Source organism: Rhodococcus marinonascens NBRC 14363 (assembly GCF_001894885.1).
Classification (GTDB): domain Bacteria; phylum Actinomycetota; class Actinomycetes; order Mycobacteriales; family Mycobacteriaceae; genus Rhodococcus_F; species Rhodococcus_F marinonascens.
Window position 1 is genome coordinate 1 of record NZ_BCXB01000026.1, and the last position, 20,519, is coordinate 20,519.

Genomic DNA, 20,519 nt, shown 5'->3' on the forward strand with positions numbered 1-20,519 from the left:
CGCCGGCAGGCACGAATTTGCTGGCGTTGGTCAGCTGATTTGTGATGATCTGCCGCAGCCGCACCGGATCCCCGTCGACTCGGACGTCGTCGAGGTCGGTGCCCACGGTCAGCCCCGCCTCGGTGAAGGAGCCGGCCAGCCCCAAGAGGGTGTCGTGCACCAGCGCGGTCAGCGACAGCGGTTCGCGCTGCAGGGTGAAGGCGGCGGCGTCGGCCGAGGCGATGGTCTCCAGGTCCGCGACGAGACGGCTCAGGCGCATCGTTTCCTCGTGCAGGGAGGCGATGACCTGTTCGGTGGGTTCGCTGATGCCGTCCTGGACGGCTTCAATCTGGCTGCGCTGGATGGCGAGCGGGGTGCGCAATTCGTGAGCGACGTCGGCGGCGAAGGAGCGACGCAGTTCGTCCTCCTGCTCGACACGGTCAGCCATGGTGTTGAAGGCGATGGCCAGGCGGCCGATCTCGTTGTTGGGGATGGTGCTCACGCGGCGCTCGCGCTGGCCGGCGGCCAAATCGTCGGCGGCGCGAGTGAGTTCGGCGATCGGGGCGGTGGCGCGGCGGGCGATGAACAGGCCGACGATCAGGGCGACCAGTGCGGCGGCGAAGGCTCCGCCCGCGAGCAGGCGGTTGACGGACGTTTGGAAGTCCTTGTCGACGGCGGGAATCACACCCTGAGGGACGCGGACTTGCAGGCTGCCGACCTGCTGCCCGTTCACGATGATGGGGAATTCGCGGGGCGGGCCGAGGTCACCGGAGCCCATCATCTGCCGGTGCATGGCCAGCGTGGTGGCATCGACGTTGGAGTCGGCGAGTGACCACACGGGCCGGCCCGTGTGGTCGAGCAACTCGGCCTCGGATCCGGTCATGGTGACCGTCGGCGCGAGCTGGTCCAACGAGGCCGAGTTCCAGCCCCCGGCGTCGGCGTAGTCCGCGACGAACAACGAGACCAGCCGCTGCTGGCTCGTACTCTGCTGTTCGCCGAGGTAGTCCTCGAACCGTGCGGTGAATGCGGTGTTGACGAGCACCGCGGTCAGCACCGCGGTGCCGATGCCCAGCGCCGCGAAGGCCAGGGCGAGGCGGCGGGCGAAGCGGCCGTGCAGCAGCTCACGCATTCCGGTCCACATCACGATCGACTCCCAGTTTGTAGCCGACGCCGGGCACCGTGACGACCAGATGGGAGGGCGGGACGTCGCCGAGCTTGCGCCGCAGGTTCTTCACGTGCACATCTATGGTGCGCTCGTACGCCTCGAAGGTGTGGCCCTGGAGTCGGCCGACGAGCTCGGTTCGGCTCCAGACGCGGCCGGGGCGGGAGGCGAGCGCGGCGAGCAGATCGAATTCCATGCGGGTGAGTTCGACCTGTTCGGCATCGGCGTAGATTTCGCGGCGTTCCTTGTCGATCCGCAGTCGGCCCTGCCCGTAGGAGGTGGCCTCCTCGAGCACGGTCCGCGAGCCGCGGGTCCGGCGCAGCACCGCCTCGATCCGGGCGACCAGCTCGCGGGGGCTGAACGGCTTGACGACGTAGTCGTCGGCGCCGAGCCGCAGACCCATCACCCGGTCGTTCTCACCCGCCTTGGCGGTGAGCATCACGATGGGTACGTCGCCGGCTTTGCGGAGCAGCCGGGCCACCTCTTCTCCGGGCAGTCCTGGCAGTCCGAGGTCGAGGACGATCAGATCGGGATGGGCCTGCCAGGCCAGGTCGAGGGCGCGGCGGCCGTCGCCCGCCTCGAGCACGGTGTAGCCCTCACGCTCGAGGTAGTCGCGCACCAGGGCGCGCAGTTTCACCTCGTCGTCGACGATCAGCACGGTCGCGGTGGTCATGACCGCCCCGCCATCGGCGCAGTATCGGCGGGCTGGGTGCGCGGCCGGGCGGGGAGCTCGGGCGGGGTGAACCTGCGTAGCCGGTTGGCGTTGCTCACCACCGACAGCGAGGACAGCGCCATCGCCGCGGCGGCGACGATCGGGCTCAACAGCCAGCCGGTGACGGGGTACAGGACACCGGCGGCCAGCGGAATGCCGGCGGTGTTGTAGACGAACGCCAGGACCAGGTTCTGGCGGATGTTGCCGAGGGTGGCCCGGCTCAGCGTCACCGCCGTGACCACACCCGCCAACGCGCCGGAGATCAGGGTGATGTCGGCGGCCTCGATGGCGACGTCGGTGCCGGTGCCGATGGCGAAGCCGACATCGGCCTGGGCGAGCGCCGGCGCGTCATTAATTCCGTCACCGACCATCCCGACGCGTGCGCCCTCGTCCTGCAGGCGGCGGATCTCGCTCGCCTTGTGTTCGGGCAGTACCTCGGCGAGGACCCGCTCGACGCCTACCTCAGCGGCGATGGCCTGCGCGGTACGCCGGTTGTCGCCGGTGATCATGATGATCTCGAGGCCGAGACGCTTCAGTTCGGCGATCGCGGCGGCCGAGTCGTCCTTGACGGTGTCGGCGACCGCGAGCACGCCGAGCAGCCGCCCGTCGGCCGCGGCGAAGAGGGGCGTCTTGCCGTCGGCGGCGAGCCGGTCCCCCGCCGCCTGAAGGGGCGCCGGGTCGATGCCCTGATCGGCGAGCAGCGCGGCCTTGCCGACGAGTAGACGGTGCCCGTCGGCGGTGGCGGTGATGCCGTGTCCGGTGAGTGAGTCGAAGTCGGTGACCTCGGCTAGTTCGATGCCGCGCTCGGCCGCGCCGCGCACGACCGCCTGCCCCAGGGGGTGCTCGGAGAGGTGCTCGGCCGAGGCGACCAGCCGCAGCGCCTCGATCTCGGTGAATCCGTCGCCCGCGATGATGTCGGTGAGGGCGGGACGGCCCTGGGTGATGGTCCCGGTCTTGTCCAGCACAATCGTGTCCAGCCGGTGCGCGGTTTCGAGCGCCTCGGCGGAGCGGATGAGGATGCCCGCCTGGGCGCCTTTGCCGGTGCCGACCATGACCGACAGTGGTGTGGCCAGTCCCAGCGCGCAGGGGCACGCGATGATCAGCACGGACACCGCGGACACCAGCCCCAGGGTCAGGGCCGGTTCGGGACCGACGACGAACCACACGGTGAAGGTGACGATGGCGATGAAGACCACCGCCGGGACGAAGTACCCGGCCACCAGGTCGGCGATGCGCTGGATGGGGGCCCGGGATGCCTGCGCCTGCTGGACCAGTTTGATGATCTGGGCGAGCACGCTGTCCGCGCCGATCTTCGTGGCCTTCAGCCGGAAGGCGCCGGTCTGGTTGATGGTCGCGCCCACGACCTGGTCGCCGACTCCCTTGGTCACCGGCAGCGACTCTCCGGTCACCATGGACTCGTCGAGCGTGGAGTGGCCGTCGACGATCACACCGTCGACCGGAACCTTCTCGCCCGGCCGGACGATGACGGTGTCCCCGGCGACGACCTGCTCGACCGGTACCTCGACCTCCGTGCCGCCGCGCACCACCCGGGCCGTTCGCGCCTGCAGGCCCAGCATGGCGCGGATCGCCTGCCCGGTGCCGGCCTTGGCCTTTGACTCGACGAGGCGCCCGAGCAGGATCAGGGTGAGGATGACCCCCACCGCCTCGAAGTACACCTCCCGGACGCCTTCGGGCAGCAGGCGGGGCGCCACCGTGACCAGCACGCTGTAGCCGTACGCCGCGCAGGTGCCAAGGGTGATCAGCGCATTCATCTCGGCGCTGCGGTGACGCAGGGACAGCCACCCGGTCCGGTGGATCGGCCAGCCCGTGTAGAACATCACCGGTGTGATCAGCGCGAATTGAAACCAGTGGTTGAGCAGCAGACCGGGAACGTCGGCGCCGAAGACCTCGTGGAGCATGACCGCCGCCACCACGGGCAGCGAAAGGACTACACCGACGATCACCCGCCGGGTCAGGTCAGCGATCTCCGCCTGCCGGTCGACGGCCTCGGTATCCTCCTGCGCCCCACCACTCGGACCTGGGGGGCCGGGGGCCCGCTCCGCTTCGGTGACCGGGGGCATTGAGACACCGGTCGCGGCACTCGCACCGTCTCCGGGACCCGGTTCGACCAGCAGTGTGCCGTGCACCATGTTCATCCCGCAGGAGAACCCGAACCGGCCCGCCGTGTCGGGCACGAACTCGACCTCGGCCCGACCGAACGCTGGGAGCGACTCGGTGAGCGCGAAATCGGGGAAGACGACCCGGGATGTGCAGTCCCCGCCCTCCCTCCGGTCGAAGACCAGGCGGACCGGAACCCCTTGGCGGACCCGGATCACGTCGGGGGAATACCCGCCTTTGACCACGATCTCGATTCCCTGGACGCCGCCGCGCAGTTCGGCGTCCCAAGACTTCTTCGGGCCCAGAAAATACCAGGCCAGGAATGCGATCAGCGCGACCGCTCCGGCAAGGACCCCGATGTCCGCTGTGCTCATGACATTCTCCTCGTCAACCGACTTGCCATTACATAACCGGAATGTTCACTTGCCGAGCCGAGACCGCGCGAAACATCCCCGGTTTCTTCGGCGGGCCGAGTCAATGTGCTCACGTCCACGACCGACGCCTCCGTCACGGCGGCGCCTGGGCTTCGTCGACCCGACGGCACTTGTTCCACGACTCGGGATGCTTCATCACTACCTCCTGCATTGCACCCTACGACTACCCCCTGGGGGTAACAATGGCCGCTTGGTGCAGTGGAATGTGCGACGCGGGCGCGATACCGCCGACAATACCCACCGGACGCGGGTCGATCTCACAGGTCAGGGCCCGATCCGGGATGTTCGGCAGTCGCAGGGGTAAGGCCACCGCTCGCCCCTCGGACCACGACAGACCACAGCATCCCCACATGGCGGCTTCATCGGTCCTTCACAGCGCCCATCTAATTTCGGGATCGAACCGTAAAGTGACAGAAGGGAAACCGCGATCATGATCAGGCGCATCACCATCGGGGTGGCCGTAGCCGCCGCCCTGCTCGGCGGCCTCGGTGCCGCCACCGCCGTCGCCGCACAGCCGACGCCAGCCACGCCAACCTCGGCAACCGTCCCGGCGGCTGAGCCTGACCCGGCCACCGACACCATGATCCGGCAGTGCACCGACCAACTGCCCGAAGCCGAGCGCGGCGCAGCCGAAACCACGATGCGCGAGATGATGGCAGGCCATGACAGCGCGTCCATGCACTCGATGATGGGTGCGGGCGAATCGATGACGGCATGATGGGCGGCGCCAAGTGACGACGCCGACTCGTGATCCGATCACGCTCGCCTCCTGCCCGAGTCGATTCAGTCCTTACCCGACCCTCGTCCCGCTGATGTACCACCGGTACGCGGCGGTCGGCGCTTCGATCGCCCGCCGCCGCAATATCGACTTCACCGCCCTCGCCGACGCGACGGCTTTCGCACCGACGCCGTATTTGACCGGATCGACGCCCCCGGATATGGGGGCGTTGACCCGGCCCTCACCGCCGTCGGTGCACGATGCGCCGCGCAGTTCAGCACCGAAGGGTCTGGTGTCTGCTGCATCGCGACCGATCACACGAGATGGGGGCCATTGAAGTGGGGAAGAGGCCCAACAAGGCACGAACCAAACAACGTTCGTCAGCGCCCGGACAACGAGGCACACAACGCACGGCTCATACATCCGGCGCACGGCCACCCAGGGCCCGGTCGGGACACAGGGCAGGCGTCATCGATCTAGCTACACCGTTTGCTACACAAGAGATGTCAGAGGACAAGGTCAGCGACGCGGTTAGTGCTGTCGCGACCGACTACCTCCGCAGCAGGAGCGCCGGCACCACGACGGCGCAAGCGAAGCCGACGAACACTTCCCCGGTGCCGCAGCCACCGCCCGTGCACGATACCGCTGACTCGGCAACTCCTGGCGGCGGATGCGCAGAGGCGCTCGCCGACATCGAGCCTCAGGGGCTTGCTGCCACCTACTGGGGCGAGGCTCCACCCGAGGGACCGGCGCAGGATATATCGATCCGATTCACCGGGGTGCGTATCGATTCCGACACCCCACCGGACAAGCGTCCCCGATTCGAGCACACCACTCTCGCCTCCGACATTCCCGCGGGTAGCGGGCGATTCGCCGTCACCGGCAGGGTGCACGGTATCCCGACCGGACAATGGCATGTCAGCGCATCACGAATAGATCCCTACGCGTCGGATCGGACCGATCAGCAGCCCCAGACTTCCGTCATCACCACGGGCATCGCTCCGCTCGCCCACGGGCCCAGCGTGCGCTTGTGGACCTGGCCCCTGCTGGTCGGGTCCGGCGCCGTCGTGGCCATCCTGATCCAAGCACTCCTCCTCGCCCGAACGGACGTCAATCCCGCAGCCGCGGTGTCCATCTCGATTGTCGGATGCCTGCTCGGATACGTCGGAGCCAAAGTGTGGTACCTCGTGCTGCACCGACAGCACCCGCGAAACTTCGTGCACGCCGGCGCCTGCATCCAGGGATTCCTGCTCGTCGCACTGAGCGTTCTGGTGGCGGGCGGAGCACTTATGGGCTTGGGCGCTGGCACGTTGCTCGACGCCACCACACCGGGACTGTTCCTCGGCATGGCGATCGGACGGCCGGGTTGCTTCCTGACCGGATGCTGTTCGGGGAGGCCGACGGTGTCACGATGGGGACTGTGGTCCTCGGATCGCAGGGTCGCGGTCACACGCATACCCGTCCAGCTGATCGAAGCGGTCGCGGCGCTGATCATCGGTAGCGCGACGCTGGCTATGGCGCTCACCCTCGACCTGCCGGTCGCCGGCACACTTTTCGTCGGGGCCACCGCAACCTATACGTTGGTCCGTCAATGGCTGTTCCCTTTCCGGGCAGATCCGCACACCCGGCGAGGGCGGCACACGACCATCGCCACCTGCATCGCAATCATCGCCGCCGACGTCGCGCTGATCGCGCTTGGATAGGCTGGGCGGGCACCCCAGGGTGCATGCTTGCGAGTCCCCCACCCGGAATACAACATCCGGTGGCGCCTCGCCCGTCTTCGTCCTGACTGAGGCCGCTACAAGCACCCGGATCCGGCGGTCGGGTAACCACATGGGCCGCTCATTGCGTGCTCATCACCCCTTCACGGGTCACGCCTAACTTTTCCCTATAGAAGCCCGTACCCGGGAACGCCCGGGGTCACCCTCTTGGAGTGTTCTTCATGTGTCTGAACAAGAAAGTCCTCATCGGCCTCGGCGCCGTCGCTGTCGGCCTGCTCCTCCTAGAACCCGGGTGGGCGGTCGTGGCGCTGCCGCTGTTGATCCTCGCCGTCTGCCCACTGACCATGATCTTCATGATGCGCGGTATGAAGGGCCGGGAAGCTGATCGCGGCTCCGGCGACGCGGCGGCGAAGCCCCAGCCGGCCGGCCCTTCCACGGCGACGGAGGCCGACCTCGGCAAGCAGATCACGGGCCTGCAAAGCGAGCTGCGTCTGCTCAAAACCGTGAACGCCCAACGCAGCTCCGCGCCGCAGCTCCCCTCGGTCGAGATGACCAAGAACAACGAGGCCGACACCCGTCCATGACCCACTGGAGGGAAGCCGACGCAAGATCGTTTTCAAGACCCATTACCGGCGACCACTCCCCCGCAGGTCACATGGGTCTTGCAACTTGGTCTCGCATTCACCGTCCGATAAACGATCCAAAACTCTTTTGGAGACTCATTCATGGCGAAGTACGCGTACGCCCGCGTCTCGACCTGGGACCAGAACCCCGATCACCAGATCGACGTCGAGAACGTGTTCGTCGACACGATCTCGAGCAAGACCATCACTCTGACCAGCTGCGTGATGGTGGCGCGTACAAGGATCATGCCGGCGCTCGGGTGATCCCCCTCGCTGCATTGCTGCTCGCTCACCCGTTGCACCCAGATTAGCGAGCCCTTTCGACCCGCCCGAGTTCCGTCAAAGTACCGCAGTTTGTCCCGCTAATCCTCAGTGCAACTCGACAGTGATGGCAGGGAAAACAACAAGTAGATGTCAACTGGCAACTGTCGATTGTTGCGAGTACGACCTCGACGATCCACCCAGTCCACCCACCTCAATCCCAGACCTGTAGGTGCAATTGTGAATGAATCCCCCTAGCGGACGCCGCTCACCGTGAACGGCGGTTTCGTCGTGACTTTGCGGGCGGCCGCATCGCCCACCACGGCGTCCGCAGCGGTGGTGGGACATCAGTCGAGGATGGCTGTTGCTCCAACTTCGACCAGCACGTCCGGCTCGAACAAGTAGTCCACGCCGATGAGGGAGGCCGGTGGCATCGGTAGCGAAAGCCCGATCTCCTCGGCAACTTGCTCGACGCCTGCCATGAACTCGCCGATCTTCTCGGGCTGCCAGCCCGTGACGTAGAAGGTCAGCCGGAGCAAGTCGCCGAAGGTTGCGCCTGCCCCGGCGAGACCGGCGGCGGTGTTGCGGAGCGCTTGGGTGACCTGTCCGGCCAGATCCCCAGGGGACACCGGGGTTCCGTCGGTGAGACGGGCGATCCCGGCGATTACTACCGGACCCCAACACGCGCAGCTGCGCAGTCAGTTTCAGGCCGCCGACGGCCTCTGGAACACCTATATGTGATATCACTCAGAAGTGATATTCTTGGGTTGTGTCGATCTGGAGCGTGGACGTCGAGTTCGTCGGGGAATGGCTCGACCAGTTGGATCAGTCGTCCTACGAGCAGGTCGTCGCGGCGCTCGAACTGCTGCAAGAACGTGGACCTCAGCTCGGCCGACCCCTGGTCGACACGGTGAAAGCATCCCGCCACAAGAACATGAAGGAGCTACGACCGGGATCGAGTGGGCGCTCGGAACTGCGCGTGCTGTTCGCCTTCGACCCCGACAGGAAGGCGATCTTACTCATCGCAGGGGACAAATCAGGTCAGTGGACGAAGTGGTACAAGACGAACATCCCGATCGCCGACGACCGCTTCGACACCCACCTCGAGAGTTTGGAAGGGAAGTGAATGTGATGGCGAAGAGTCTCGACGACATACTCGTCCAGCGGCCCGTCAACAGGGCCGCTGTAGACGCACACAAGGACCGCATGATCGAGGAGGTCCGGGCATACCGGCTCAAGGAGCTCCGAGAGAGTGCAGCGATGACGCAGGGTCAGGTCGCTGACCGTCTCGGCGTCGGCCAGAACCGCGTTTCCAACATCGAGCGCGGTGACCTCGCGCATATCCAGATCGAAACCCTGCGCAGGTACGTCGAGGCAGTCGGGGGCTCCCTGCGGGTCGAGGTCGAACTCGGCGACGACCGCTTCCAAATCGCCTGACCTCCACCGGTAATCGAATCGTCGGTCAGCAGGCCAAATCCGCCGAGCTCGTTCTCCACATCGGGATCCGTTGCGGCAGAATCCCCTTGCAGAACGCGGCCTCGCGAAAATCGACCGTGAGCACCTACCGGATCAACACCCGGCGCGCCGCCGGCGATCACGCGACGGCTCAACGTCCACATCGACTCGGGTACATTCCGCCGGCCGAGTCCGAGGCAAACCACTACGCTCTACACGAACCCCGGCAACTCGCCGGAGCCACGCACTGAGTTCTGCATCAAACTCGGTCCGGTTCACGGTTGCCTACGTCGGTTCGGGCGACCCGATCGTTGTTGTAGGGCTACCTTGAAGTGCCCAGCAAGTATGCCGGCTCTACAACTTTGTCCGGGCACAGCCTTCGCGCGTACTCGCCGGTGGTGGGCAGGAAGTCGGCGGGGATGCCGAGCTCGACGAGGTAGTCGCGTCCGCGCCACGGTGGGGGTCTACCCGGGCACGATCGCCGCGTTCGCCTCGGCTATCGCCCATCGTGCACAGGGAGTACGAGCCGGGGTTCCGGTAGTAGTCGCCGAAAATCCACCGAAATCCTTGGCGTGGGAAGGACGACGCTGTACCGGCACCTGAAGTGAAGGAAGCCGCGCTGCAAGGTGGCCCACCTATCAGCAAAGCGTGGTCATGCAGGCGACCAAACGGCGTAACGCGCCAACGTTATGACGTTGTAGACACCGCGGCAACAGCGTCCCCGTGACGGCACTGGCCTCTCGCTGCGGCAGGCGCGGTGTCCACCATCCGGGGGAAACCTCACCCTGAGTCAGGAAGGACGTAGCGCTGCGGTCACATCGGAAAACAGTTGGTTAGTGAGCTTTGAGGTTCGGGCGTTCTGCTGAATCTGGGCGCCGATTTTTCCGACACCGCTGACCTTGATCGTGGCCCCGCCTTCGACCGGAACGACTTGGGCACTGAACTTCTCACCCCATGTAAATGCACTCATACCGCTGGTGAAGGTGCAGGACATGGTGAAGTCTTCAGCCGACTTGAGCGTGAAACGCTGTTCGACAGCGGATTTCAGCGCAGCAAATGCGGCCGCTGGAGGTACGGGAAGATACAGCTCGTTGTCTTGCTTCTGTCCGAACATTGGGTTGTCCCCCTCTTTTGATGTGGTTGGGGTCAGCTTAGGGTGTTGAGGTTCCCTCTGCCTAGTTTCGTGGCTCTACGGGCACACCACGCCTGCCGAGCCGACAGGTCTGACGGATTCGATTTCGAACCTGATACGACTCCACCCTTCCCGCAGACTCTTCACGGACCCTTACCGCCCCGGTAACCGGTACTCCCGAAAACCGTTCCGGGGTGCCAGTGGTGGGGTTGGTGCTCCGGGTTGTGGGATTTTTCAGGGTGAGGTATTCGCGGATTTTGCCGCGGGTGTGGGGGCGGGGGTCGCCGAGTCTGATTCCGAGGGTGGGGAATTGGGTGGCGATTTGCAGGTCGGTCAACGGTGGGGTGACGGCAACGTCGGCGTAGCAGCGGTCGTCGTCCGTGTCCTATGTGCTTGGAGGATGGACGGCACGGACCCGGACTGGGTCGTGGTCATCCGATCATTGTGCCGAGATCTAACCGCTGGCTGGTCGAACCGCATGAGTGCGGCCCACTGCAAGTCGACAGCCGGTCGCCGAGATCGCCGGCGAGGGCGGGACTGCGGAGAGGCTGTTCCGTAAACCTAGGTTTATGTCCCCTACCTGCGCTAAATCACTGGGTCTAGAGATAGGTGGCGGCGATCTCGTCGAGAGGTTGCGGAATCCGAGGGTGATGGGTCTTCGTTCGTGCGAGGACGCCACCCGAGGGCGATGGGATCGGTCAAGGGCGGCGTTAGCGGGTCAGCCCTGCAACCAGTCCAGGAACGGAGTGTCTCCATTCGTTCTACCGGTGCGCGCCGGCCGATAGCCCTTGGGTGCGGGAGGCTTGAAATCGTCTACAGGGGCAACTCGCTCGATCGCCCTGGTCAGCTCGGCGGCGAAAGCATCAACAGGTACATCCCGATGGACGGCAAACACATTGCTTCCGCGCAGTCTCGGTGGCGTGTCTTCATGGCCCCGCAGATGCACCCGAAAGAGGTGCCCGGTGGATGCACCACCGGGCAAAAGCGAGCTGCTGCTGCGGTGCGGCGGCCTCCACCCGGTCGATGAGATCACGGTCGAGTCCGGCGACGTACCGGCTGGAGAAAACCGCTTCCAGGGCCACGGTCAAAGGTTTGCCGCCGAACTCCTTCAGCTTCGCGCGGACGGCGTTGGCTTCGGGGCTCTGCGCCGGCACCGTCACCACGGCACCGGAGCCGGCGCGGATGTATACGCGGTCCTTGTTCAGGCTCGACTCGTCGACCTGGGTCTGCGGGGACCATGCGGTGTCGGACTTGTGGAGGGTGGCCACGGTGGTGTCGGCGTTGGTGCCGGGCCACAGCTCGAGCAGGTAGTCCTCGACCGGGTGGTCGACTTCCTGCCCGTAGTGGCGGTCGCGGCCGCGGGCGTGCGCGCGCACCCGGTAGCGCCCTGCGGGAACCGGTGGCAGGTCGGCGACGGTGCCGTCGGTGGCGGACACGACGATCTCCGATGCCGCGGTCAGGGTAGTCTCCTCGGCGACCTCCCACACCGCCTGATTCGGGTCTGCTGGAGCGTGGTCGAGCAGCGAGACGGTGATGTGGGCGGGACCGTAGGCGATTCCGGTGTAGAAGGAGACGAACCCGGGTCCGGATTCGAGAAGGGTTCCATGTGAAACGGTTTCGAGGTACTCGGCGCCGCGTTCACCCACCACGAACTGGTGGTGGTCGACGGAGACGATACCTTCGGATCGCTTCACACGGAACCCTTCTCGACTGTGGTTGTCAGAAGACCTGACGGTACTTGCTGGGTGTCAGGCTAATTTCCCTTCACCTAGAAGTTCTCTCCGTCCATCATCCGATTCTTTCGGAAGAACCACGTCAGGACACCGCCGCCGCTCCGATTCGCACGGCTGCTGATCAAGCTCAGGCTCATGCCAGGATTTGGCATCACCGCGGGATCGTTTGGATTCAGGGTTTGTGTGTTCGGGAGGTCGACCGCACTCCCTTGCCATGTTCGACGGTTGTCCGTCGATCCACCCTGGATTGTTGTGGCGAACGGGTACTCGTCACAGTCCTTACCCGCCGGCCGCTTCGTCTTGTAGAGGTTGCACGTGTTGTTGCGGTTCTGCTGCGCCACCGTTCCGCCATAGTCTGTGGATCCACCTGTAGCTGAATGGTGTTCAGCACATGAGAATGCCGACGATTGCTCTCACCGCTGCTGTTCTGATCGCGGCTGTTGCCGCATCGGTGGCGGTTGCGAGTTCGACGAGCAAGCCAAGCACCACAGAGGAGTACTCGGTGACCAACAAAGATCAACCCCTCGACGACCAGTTCGCCGACATCGACGACCTGGAAGAGCCGTTCATCACCGATGAACCACCACGAAGCGCTGCGGACTACGTCCGGGACTCAGAAGTCGGCGTCTCTGATGGCGGCAAGTGGACGAGGTTGTCAGGACCAGCAGTATCGGGTGAGGGATGGACTACGGAGGCCGGCCCGGATCGATAAGCCGTTCATCACCTCGAGTTGACTGAACGATGCGCGCCCTGGAAATGGCTTCTCTTCCTGGGCGCGCATCGCGTTTACCTCGACGCAGGTGGCATCGGGATAGGTTGTCCACATGGAGAGGCGATGGGCTCGGCGCGGAATCGCCTACGGGGTAAATCATATGATTGACATCTACACCGAGTCTGCCGACAGGTGGATCCTCGATGCGACCGGTTCTAACGAGATCATTGCGGTGGGCGTCGGGCACATCCGATTGATGACCGGCGTGGAATCCGGTCCCTGCACGATCGATCTAGAGGTCGTGAGCGGCGAACCCGCGTTGGATCTCGAGGAATGGCAAGATGTGTCCGACGCCACCATTACCGCCACGCTCGAACCGTTCTTCCTGGTCAACGCGATGAAGATGCCCGGCTACGACCTGTCACCGGCGCGGCTACACCGTTCGAGGCTGCCACCGTCAGGATCGACGACCACGAGCGGAAGCTTTCCGAGATGGATTTGTTGGGCCGGTATACGCACTCGGTCGATGACCCCTCCGACGATGAGGATTACGACGAGTGGGTGCTGCCGGTGTCGTGGATCAAGAGCGTCGACAAAACCGACGCTCTTCGGAAGGTGGGACTGTTCGCCAATCAGAATGCCGCCTGCAAATTGCGACACCCGTTCACTCTCGAGGAAGCCGCAACGTTTTTCGACCTAACCTGAGGGACTGCACCGTGTTCAGTTGACTCGCGGGGTGTAGAGGTTCACGCCGCGAGCAGGACCTGATTGGGATCTCATACTCGACTGGTGTAAGACGGATTCCGGGTACGAGCGGTAGCCGATCAGAACAGGGTTCCTTGGTCCGGTCCCGGGGTCGGTCTTCTCTCGTCCCGAAATAGACCGGGCACGCGCACGCTTCGACACCGAGATCGACCTCGGCTGATGCGCATCAGACCCGATCGCCTTCCCAATGCCGAGTGAGCGACGCCTGGTGGGGACATCGGTGATCGGTCGAACAACGTGCCCGAGCCGCCCCCGATTTCTACTTCTCAGGGGCGGATCCAGCTAGCGCTTTTCGGCGACGATCCGCCAGTTGAGGTCGGCGATCTTCGCCTGCTCGGCGTGATTCCATGCCTCGCCGCCGGTCTGAAGCAGCTCGAGCGATTCCTCGACCCACGGCGGCATGACCCGTATTTTTTCCAGTCCGCGAATCGCCTTGCGGCCCCGACGGATGAGGTTGGACTTCTGATCGCACAAGGGCCATGCCTCACTCTTCGACGGTGCCGACAGCACGATGTGGAAGCCAGCTCGCTCCAACGCTGCGCACACGTCTGTGGGATATAGCGACTGCGTCGCTGCGAGTGTGGGCAGGAAGAGCTTGTGCAAAGCCACGTGTTCTTCGTTGTCCCAATCGAAGAAGGGTGTCAGCAGGTACTCCGAGCAGGCATAGCGGGCTCCAGGCTTAAGGACCCGATACATCTCCTGAGCGTGGGCATCCAGCTCGTCCTTCTTGAAGAATGGCCAGACGGCCTGGAAGGAGAAGCAGCCGTCAAAGGACTCGGACTCGTAGTCGAGGGGCTGGTGGTGATCTCCGAACTGAAAGTGCAGCCGATCGCTCATGTCGCATTGGGCCGCCCATTCGTCGGCGTTCTCCAGCTGATTCGGATCGATGTTGTAGCCCGAGACCTGCCCCCCGGTCAGGGTGGCGAAGTGGTGGGAGATCCGTCCGCGCCCGCACCCCATGTCGAGTAGCTGGGAGTTGGCGGGGTCCTTCAGAGCCAGTTCCTTCAGTATTGCCTTCTCGATCAAAATTTGGTTGTCGTAGAGCCCCTTCTTCGCATCGAGCATCGGTGGGATGTACAGCTTCTCGAGGTCGAACACCGACAGCATGTTGTTGAGGACCTTGTAGTAATCCGCCACAGCCTTGGTCTCATCAGCGGTTTCGGTGGGTTCGCCCGCCTGCATGCGTTGGAAGAACTGAAAAGCGTCGATGGCCGACTGCTTGTCCTCGTCTGACAGGGTCGCGAGCCTCTTGATTCCCGTTGCTGCGGTCTTGATCCGGTACCAGTCCACGTGCACGCCCTTCAGTGATAGTCATCGCATCCTCGACCCAAACTAGTACATGTTCTAGTCTTGCTGGTCCGTGTCGCGATTTGCAGTGCTTGGGTCGTCACAAGCGGTGTTGCCGGTCATCCGGCTGCGGACCCGGTGTCGCGCCGCAGGCTGGGCGGGTTACTTCCTGTCCGGCACCGACGTGCTGCGCAACCGGGTCGGAACCACCACCCGCCCCGACCTCGCCGCCGCCGAGAACGACCTCGGCCGCCGCGAGGGCACGGGAACTCGGCGCCATCTGATCACGGTGATGCCTGAGCATGTCGGGCGGTGGAGTATGTCGGGGCGGTGGATGCTGGCGGCGGACGGGAGTGTCCGGGGGTCATCCGGTCTGCCCGCTACGTTCCCCCGAATAGGGGACCGCTTCGGTTTGCCCGGTGTGAGAAGGCGCAGTTCTCATTGGCCACCAACGGGCAGTGTTCATGTCCTCCCATGGGCAGGCTTCCCTACGTACTACCAACTTTCACTGCGTCGAGTGGGAGGAGGTCGGAGCCTGCACGTCGGTGTCGGCATCGGCGATGTCGGCGCCGCGTAGTTCGCCCCCGCAGTGCCCACAGGCGAGACGTGGAGCGAAGGGATGGTCGAGCTCAGAAGCAGGTGGACGGTGCCGGAAGATCATCGCCGGGCCCTCTGGAGAGTGGAACCACCGCTGCCCCGAGGCGACGATCAGCATGATCACCGGAAAGAACGCGCGGCCCTTGTCGGTGAGCTGGTACACGGGGCGATCGCTCCGCCCTCCCACCGGGACCGCGTCGAAGATGCTGAGTTCGCAGAAGTGCCTGAGCCGATCCGACAGGACGGTCGGCGGCGCGGAGAGGATTTGCTCGAAGTCCTTGAACTGGCGGGCGCCCGCAAACGCGGCGCCGACCATCGCCGCAGACCAACGGTTTCCGAGCAGAGCGTAGGTCTGCGGGAACGCCGGATCGTCACCGGGCGCGCCGCTGCGGGACCGGCGTCGAGTCGAGGCATTCGGGACGCTGCGCCCCCACTCACCCGCCTGGCCGAACGTGCCGGCCGCGTCCCTGGGCTGAACCGCCACGGAACAGTGTGCGCATAACAGCACGGGCAGGAAGTCGTGATTGCAGATCGTATGGTGTAGGGCCGGGATCGGTGGGGTGTGTTCGGGAACCCACGCCAGTTCCCACCCCCAGATCGCGACCAGTGACGTCCAAAGATCCCTGCCACGCCTGGTGAGGAGATATTCGTAGCGCAATGGTCGTAGCTGGTACGGCGACCTGCGAAGCACACCGAGATCGACGAGCATCCCCAGCCGGCTGGTGAGCACGGAGTTGGAGATGTGCAGCCGCTCGAGCCAATCCTGAAAGCGGGTGGCCCCGGCAATCGCGCAGCGCACGATCCGCAGGTTCCACTCGTCCCCAGTGAGGCCCCGAGTGACCGCGATGGAGTTTCGGGCCTCCGACCGTCAATTCCGTCGCCAGGTCGGCTTCCTCGACCGTAGGGCGGGCGCTCACAATCCCAGCGCTGAAGTCATGGTGTCGGCCGTGCGCCAGTTCGGGATGTTCGCGCCTGCCGCCCACGTGCTGTGGGTGCCGCTGGCGATGCGCTCGGGCAGCCTGAGTCGCGCGATGGGGCCGACGGTGACGTTCGCGGCGTCGAAGATCAGGCATTCGGACCGGTCGTTGGCGACGTCCGTGGTCAGCGTGATGAGATACCCGTCGTCCTCCGCAGCGGAACCCACGCTGGGTGCCATCGCGGTCTCGCTGCCGAACACGCCGTCGTCGAAGCGGTACTGCTCCTCCTTGCCGGTTTCGGTGTCGTGCTTGACCAACCCGTCGAGGAGGAAGACTCCGGGCGCCCCGGTCGCCGCGTAGGTGTAGCGGTGTCGACGGCCCGAGCGGCGGCCGTTGATCATCGGAAATTCGCTGATCCGGTCGCTGAGCCGTTGCTCGCTCACCTGTCCGGTGCGCAGGTTCAGGCGCCACCGGTGCAGATACGTCTGCATGTTGTCGAGGGAGAGGAAGCGCGAAAGCCGTTCGTAGTAGCTGGCGTCCACCGGGGCCTGCGGTTCGGGATTGTCCTGGAAGTACCCGTCGAGGACTATCTCGTCACCGTCCTCGTAGGCGTTCGCCCAGTGCAACACGTAGGTGGGGGCGGCTTCGAACCAGCGGATCTCGTGGGACGCTCCACGGCGAGGGATCACACCGATCCGGGTGGGCAGGTGCGGGTGGAAACGAGCGGCGTACCCGCCCCCACGGAGTATGTTCTCGTCCCAGAACAGCGGAAAGTCATTGAGAATCGCGTAGTTCTCGGTGTACGACATATCATGCGGCAATCTAGGTCCGGGCAGTTCGATGTCGACGTAGTGCACCAACCGGTTGTCGGGGTCGACCACCCCGTAGTGCATGTAGGGGGCGTCGGTGCCGTAATTGAAGAACAGCATCTCGCCGGTGTTCTCGTCGACCTTCGGGTGCGCGGACACCCCGGCCTCGCTCGGGAACTTCCCGTGCCAGTTGGCCTTGCCCTGGTCTTCGAGAGTCAACGGGTCCATCCGATACAGGTCACCGCACTGGTAGAAACTGGTGATCGCGGTGCCGGCATGCACCACCACATCGGTGCTCGAAGCGTCCTTCATGCGCCCCCGAGCACCCCAGCCGTCCTCCCGCAACGACTTCGACGGACGCTCGGAAATCCCCGCCCACAGCGCGTGCCCGGCCTCCTCTTCGGCGCGCAGCCCATCCGTGCGCACGAACCGGTTGCGGTAGAAGGCTTTACCATCCCGAAAGCCGACCAGGTGCACCATTGCGTCACCGTCGAAGGGGTGATACCGGCCGATCGAGGGTCGGACCGGGTTCTCGGTATTGCGCAGATACACCCCGTCCAGGTCGGTAGGGATCTCGCCGGCTACCAACTCGAGGTCGGGGGCATCCCATTCGGTGGTCTGCGGTCGCCAGGCGCCGGTGCGGTACGGATGATCGTCATCGGCTGGCAGCGTGCTGATGGCGCGGCCTACTACTTCCATGTCCATAGCGGGTTCCAATCACTTTGTGGCAGAGGTTGATTTGACGAATAAACTGGCCACCGTCGTAGCGCTACCGCCGATATCGAGAGTGGCGAAACGACTCGCGCCGGGCGGGGTAATGCCGAGATGGTCGATGATCATGTACTCGGTCATCGAGACGCAATCGTGCACCTCGACCTCGTCTACCTGCTCGATCCCGGCGAGCCCGGAGCGGCGCAGGGCGTCGGCGATGGTGTGGTGGACGTGCGGCAGCACGTACACGTCGTCGACGGACGCCCGTAGCTCTTGACCGAGCGGCAGCCCGGCGGTGCGGTGCCCCCGCCCGGTGATCGTGGCCATTGGTCGTGCGCGCAGCTCCGGTCGGCGCTCGAGCAGTCGTTCGGAGACCCGCACTACAGCACTCGCTCCGTCGGTCATCTGGCTGCAGTCCTGTCGACGCAGGCGCCCGGACACCGGCAGGTTGCCCGCGTGGATCACCTCGACCTCGTGGGGCCGAGCCCTGCGACCTCGAGGGCGCCGTCGATGGTCTCGGAGAACAGGGCGTCGAAGTCCAGTTCGGCACGGTGCCAGTTGACGGCGAAGTCGGACTGGTAGCCACCGACGACGTGGATCATCATCTGCGGCATGGAGGTCCTCCAGGCTCAAAGTGACGAGTCGGTCGTGTGACGACTGTCACCAGATATGCTACGCCCAGCAGACTCCACCGCTCGATTGCAAAGACCAGCGCCCGGATCGACTGGTTCAGCTGGCCGAGCGGGATATCAGTTCGGTGACGCCTCCGAGCCCGATGAAACGTTCGGACGCCGCCGTCATGTCGGCGATGAACCGTCGTTGTTCGTCCTTCGGCGCACCAATCAGGCGCTCAGCACCCGACCACTGGGCGTCGGACAGTGTGCTGGCGAGCCGGGAGGACTCGGCGCACGGGGTCGCGACCCCGGCCCGACGGAGACCCTCGATGAAGCGGATGTACCGGTGAAGGATCCGGTCGTGCGCCGTCTCCAACTGCTCCCTGACCACCGGGTCGACGACCGCTCGGGCCTCGATCAACGTGAACAACCGCCCGACGCTGTAGACCGTCTCGATAACTGCGGCGGTCGCCGCGGCCAGAACGACGCGTGGGTCCGCGCCGGGCTGGACCGGGATGCGCTGCGCCTCCAAGAACATATCGAATACAGCGGCGGAGACGGCATGGAAGGCGTCTTCCCTGGAGTCGAAAGACGCAGAGAACTCGTCCGCAGAAATGCCGGCGCAGTCGGCAATCACCGCCTCCGTGGTCCGTTCGTACCCAAGTTTGGCGAAACACCGACCCGCAGCTTCTACCAACGCACACCGATCTGGGTCGTTTCCGTATTCACGCACCGCACATGCCTCCTCGCGGCTGGGCCGGCGCCCGACGTCTCGGCCATCACATATTCTCGGTCCGCAGTTCATTAGTGTCAACCACGTACGACATTGCGCTTCTGGAACCGCCTCGGCTCCCCTGCGCGTTCTGAGGTTCGACGCACGAGCACTCGTCCGCCGACCACCAACTCAGCTCCGGTCTGCGGACGCTTCGGCCTCCGGGGCAGCCCATCACCCGTCCTCGAATATGAAGGCAGACGGCGACATGAGCAGGGAACTTCCCGGACACGCGTCCGTGGTCGTTGTCGGCGGCGTGATCGGCGCCAGCATCGCGTTCCACCTCGCCGAATTCGGTGTGTCCGACGTCGTTCTCCTGGAAAGGGACGTACTCGCCTGCGGGTCGACGTGCAAGGCCGCCGCCTACTCGGGCCACGGATTCATGATGGACCCGACGACCGGGGAGATCGTCCGCAACCTCTACCACGGCAAAACCCCGGCTACGACGCTCGGCACCCGCCGGTTCTTCGGAGGTGAGGTCAGCGGCCCTGCCAGATCGGCGGCCGCTTCTCTGCGAACGCCGTCGGCCCTTCGAGTGCGTCCGCACTGGCGAAGATGGTCGCGATCGCTGCGGTATTCGCCTTCCACACTTCCCCGTCCCAGTCGGACTCACTCGCGGTGCGATGAATCATCGCCTTCGATTCGCGAACCGACAGCGGCGCGTTGACCGCGATCTGCTCCGCGAGATCGAGCGCGACCTCGAGGACAGTGCCGGCTGGGGCGACGCGGTTGACCAGTCCCAATTCTCTAGCCTGCGCCGCCGTAATCGGTTCACCGGTCAGTGCGATTTCCAGCGCAATTTTTTTCGGAATCTGCTGCTGCAGTCGGATGACGCCACCGGCGGCGGCGAACAGTCCACGCTTGACCTCGGGAAGCCCCAGTTTGGCTTGCTCGTCCACGACCGCAAGGTCGCTGGCGAGGACGAGTTCGGTACCGCCGCCGAGCGCGAAGCCGTTGACCGCGGCGATGGTCGGCTTGCTGACCCAGTGCTGCGCGTACCCGGCGAAGCCCCACTCGGGGTGCCCGTCCGCCGCCGTGTTCTCACCCGACGCGAGAGCCTTCAAGTCCGCTCCCGCGCAGAACGCGCGGCCCGAACCGGTGATCACCACAACTCGCACCTCGGGGTCAGCGTCGGCCTGCTCAAGAAGAGTTCCGACGGCCGTCGACAACGCACCGTTCACCGCATTGAGCGCGGCAGGGCGGTTGAGTGTGATGATGCCGACTCCCCCCCGGCGTTCCCACAGTGCGGCCGACTGCGTGGTCTCGTTCTGCTCAGGCACGTCTCAA

Annotated in this window: 24 protein-coding genes; 8 read left to right on the forward strand and 16 right to left on the reverse strand. The window is 64.9% G+C overall.

The features are described 5' to 3' along the window. The 3 genes from RM2_RS17390 to RM2_RS17400 all read right to left on the reverse strand — a co-directional run. A partial coding sequence (locus RM2_RS17390) for a HAMP domain-containing protein (RefSeq protein WP_072690802.1) occupies positions 1 to 1,120 on the reverse strand: 1,120 nt, incomplete at its 3' end. Beyond that, entirely contained in the window at positions 1,101 to 1,814 is a 714-nt protein-coding gene (locus RM2_RS17395; RefSeq protein WP_072690803.1) for a response regulator transcription factor, read from the reverse strand. The genes RM2_RS17390 and RM2_RS17395, both read right to left, overlap by 20 nt. Continuing rightward, on the reverse strand, positions 1,811 to 4,345 hold the full coding sequence (locus tag RM2_RS17400; protein WP_072690804.1) for a heavy metal translocating P-type ATPase: 2,535 nt from the start codon (positions 4,343 to 4,345) through the stop codon (positions 1,811 to 1,813). Before RM2_RS17400 ends, RM2_RS17395 begins: the two co-directional genes overlap by 4 nt. 490 nt (positions 4,346 to 4,835) lie before the next feature. Between RM2_RS17400 and RM2_RS17405 the strand changes: the two genes are divergently transcribed. After that, positions 4,836 to 5,123 (forward strand): hypothetical protein, encoded by a 288-nt coding sequence (locus RM2_RS17405; RefSeq protein WP_072690805.1) that lies wholly within the window; start codon positions 4,836 to 4,838, stop codon positions 5,121 to 5,123. 72 nt (positions 5,124 to 5,195) lie between these two features. Here RM2_RS17405 and RM2_RS24600 read toward each other — a convergent pair whose 3' ends face one another. Continuing rightward, positions 5,196 to 5,441 (reverse strand): hypothetical protein, encoded by a 246-nt coding sequence (locus RM2_RS24600; protein WP_072690806.1) that lies wholly within the window; start codon positions 5,439 to 5,441, stop codon positions 5,196 to 5,198. Between the two features lie 185 nt (positions 5,442 to 5,626). Here RM2_RS24600 and RM2_RS17415 point away from each other — a divergent pair, with 185 nt between their 5' ends. The 3 genes from RM2_RS17415 to RM2_RS24605 all read left to right on the forward strand — a co-directional run bounded on the left by RM2_RS17415 (position 5,627) and on the right by RM2_RS24605 (position 7,731). Further along, on the forward strand, positions 5,627 to 6,826 hold the full coding sequence (locus RM2_RS17415; RefSeq protein WP_084721858.1) for a prolipoprotein diacylglyceryl transferase family protein: 1,200 nt from the start codon (positions 5,627 to 5,629) through the stop codon (positions 6,824 to 6,826). Positions 6,827 to 7,065: 239 nt separating this feature from the next. Next, positions 7,066 to 7,428, forward strand: a complete 363-nt coding sequence (locus tag RM2_RS17420) for a DUF2933 domain-containing protein (protein WP_072690807.1) — start codon at positions 7,066 to 7,068, stop codon at positions 7,426 to 7,428. Between the two features lie 141 nt (positions 7,429 to 7,569). Beyond that, positions 7,570 to 7,731, forward strand: a complete 162-nt coding sequence (locus RM2_RS24605; protein ID WP_169846755.1) for a recombinase family protein — start codon at positions 7,570 to 7,572, stop codon at positions 7,729 to 7,731. A 344-nt stretch (positions 7,732 to 8,075) separates the two neighbouring features. Here the strand turns inward: RM2_RS24605 and RM2_RS17425 are convergent, their stop codons facing one another. Then, positions 8,076 to 8,426 carry a Rid family hydrolase gene (locus RM2_RS17425; protein ID WP_072690808.1) on the reverse strand — a complete coding sequence of 117 codons (351 nt, stop codon included), beginning with the start codon at positions 8,424 to 8,426 and terminating at the stop codon, positions 8,076 to 8,078. A gap of 77 nt (positions 8,427 to 8,503) precedes the next feature. Here RM2_RS17425 and RM2_RS17430 point away from each other — a divergent pair, with 77 nt between their 5' ends. Continuing rightward, complete coding sequence (locus RM2_RS17430; RefSeq protein ID WP_072690848.1) at positions 8,504 to 8,854, forward strand: type II toxin-antitoxin system RelE/ParE family toxin; 351 nt, start codon at positions 8,504 to 8,506, stop codon at positions 8,852 to 8,854. A gap of 5 nt (positions 8,855 to 8,859) precedes the next feature. Then, positions 8,860 to 9,165, forward strand: a complete 306-nt coding sequence (locus RM2_RS17435) for a helix-turn-helix domain-containing protein (RefSeq protein WP_072690847.1) — start codon at positions 8,860 to 8,862, stop codon at positions 9,163 to 9,165. Positions 9,166 to 9,973: 808 nt separating this feature from the next. On the opposite strand, the gene RM2_RS17440 is transcribed toward RM2_RS17435, so the two are convergent. The 3 genes from RM2_RS17440 to RM2_RS26080 form a co-directional block, all read right to left on the reverse strand. Beyond that, a complete protein-coding gene (locus RM2_RS17440) occupies positions 9,974 to 10,297 on the reverse strand; it encodes a hypothetical protein (RefSeq protein WP_072690809.1) in 324 nt (107 codons plus the stop codon). Between the two features lie 944 nt (positions 10,298 to 11,241). Then, positions 11,242 to 12,009, reverse strand: coding sequence for a hypothetical protein (locus tag RM2_RS17445; RefSeq protein WP_072690810.1), 768 nt, complete (start codon positions 12,007 to 12,009; stop codon positions 11,242 to 11,244). Positions 12,010 to 12,083: 74 nt separating this feature from the next. Then, positions 12,084 to 12,389, reverse strand: coding sequence for a NucA/NucB deoxyribonuclease domain-containing protein (locus RM2_RS26080; protein ID WP_072690811.1), 306 nt, complete (start codon positions 12,387 to 12,389; stop codon positions 12,084 to 12,086). A 50-nt stretch (positions 12,390 to 12,439) separates the two neighbouring features. Between RM2_RS26080 and RM2_RS17455 the strand changes: the two genes are divergently transcribed. Further along, positions 12,440 to 12,760, forward strand: a complete 321-nt coding sequence (locus tag RM2_RS17455) for a hypothetical protein (protein WP_169846756.1) — start codon at positions 12,440 to 12,442, stop codon at positions 12,758 to 12,760. A 333-nt stretch (positions 12,761 to 13,093) separates the two neighbouring features. Then, complete coding sequence (locus RM2_RS17460; RefSeq protein WP_072690813.1) at positions 13,094 to 13,465, forward strand: hypothetical protein; 372 nt, start codon at positions 13,094 to 13,096, stop codon at positions 13,463 to 13,465. A gap of 342 nt (positions 13,466 to 13,807) precedes the next feature. On the opposite strand, the gene RM2_RS17465 is transcribed toward RM2_RS17460, so the two are convergent. The 8 genes from RM2_RS17465 to RM2_RS17495 all read right to left on the reverse strand — a co-directional run bounded on the left by RM2_RS17465 (position 13,808) and on the right by RM2_RS17495 (position 20,512). Continuing rightward, positions 13,808 to 14,815: a class I SAM-dependent methyltransferase gene (locus RM2_RS17465; RefSeq protein WP_072690814.1), complete on the reverse strand. Its 1,008-nt coding sequence runs from the start codon at positions 14,813 to 14,815 to the stop codon at positions 13,808 to 13,810. Positions 14,816 to 14,912: 97 nt separating this feature from the next. Then, on the reverse strand, positions 14,913 to 15,092 hold the full coding sequence (locus RM2_RS17470) for a hypothetical protein (RefSeq protein WP_139277815.1): 180 nt from the start codon (positions 15,090 to 15,092) through the stop codon (positions 14,913 to 14,915). A gap of 225 nt (positions 15,093 to 15,317) precedes the next feature. Next, complete coding sequence (locus tag RM2_RS17475) at positions 15,318 to 16,256, reverse strand: winged helix-turn-helix transcriptional regulator (RefSeq protein ID WP_072690816.1); 939 nt, start codon at positions 16,254 to 16,256, stop codon at positions 15,318 to 15,320. Positions 16,257 to 16,322: 66 nt separating this feature from the next. Continuing rightward, positions 16,323 to 17,840 (reverse strand): carotenoid oxygenase family protein, encoded by a 1,518-nt coding sequence (locus RM2_RS17480; RefSeq protein ID WP_072690817.1) that lies wholly within the window; start codon positions 17,838 to 17,840, stop codon positions 16,323 to 16,325. Between the two features lie 12 nt (positions 17,841 to 17,852). Then, positions 17,853 to 18,251: a beta-ketoacyl-[acyl-carrier-protein] synthase family protein gene (locus RM2_RS17485; RefSeq protein ID WP_169846757.1), complete on the reverse strand. Its 399-nt coding sequence runs from the start codon at positions 18,249 to 18,251 to the stop codon at positions 17,853 to 17,855. Between the two features lie 56 nt (positions 18,252 to 18,307). Beyond that, entirely contained in the window at positions 18,308 to 18,460 is a 153-nt protein-coding gene (locus RM2_RS24610; RefSeq protein WP_169846758.1) for a hypothetical protein, read from the reverse strand. A gap of 115 nt (positions 18,461 to 18,575) precedes the next feature. Next, on the reverse strand, positions 18,576 to 19,193 hold the full coding sequence (locus tag RM2_RS17490) for a TetR/AcrR family transcriptional regulator (RefSeq protein WP_245814022.1): 618 nt from the start codon (positions 19,191 to 19,193) through the stop codon (positions 18,576 to 18,578). Positions 19,194 to 19,711: 518 nt separating this feature from the next. After that, on the reverse strand, positions 19,712 to 20,512 hold the full coding sequence (locus tag RM2_RS17495; RefSeq protein WP_072690820.1) for a crotonase/enoyl-CoA hydratase family protein: 801 nt from the start codon (positions 20,510 to 20,512) through the stop codon (positions 19,712 to 19,714). Between the last annotated feature and the right edge of the window lie 7 nt (positions 20,513 to 20,519).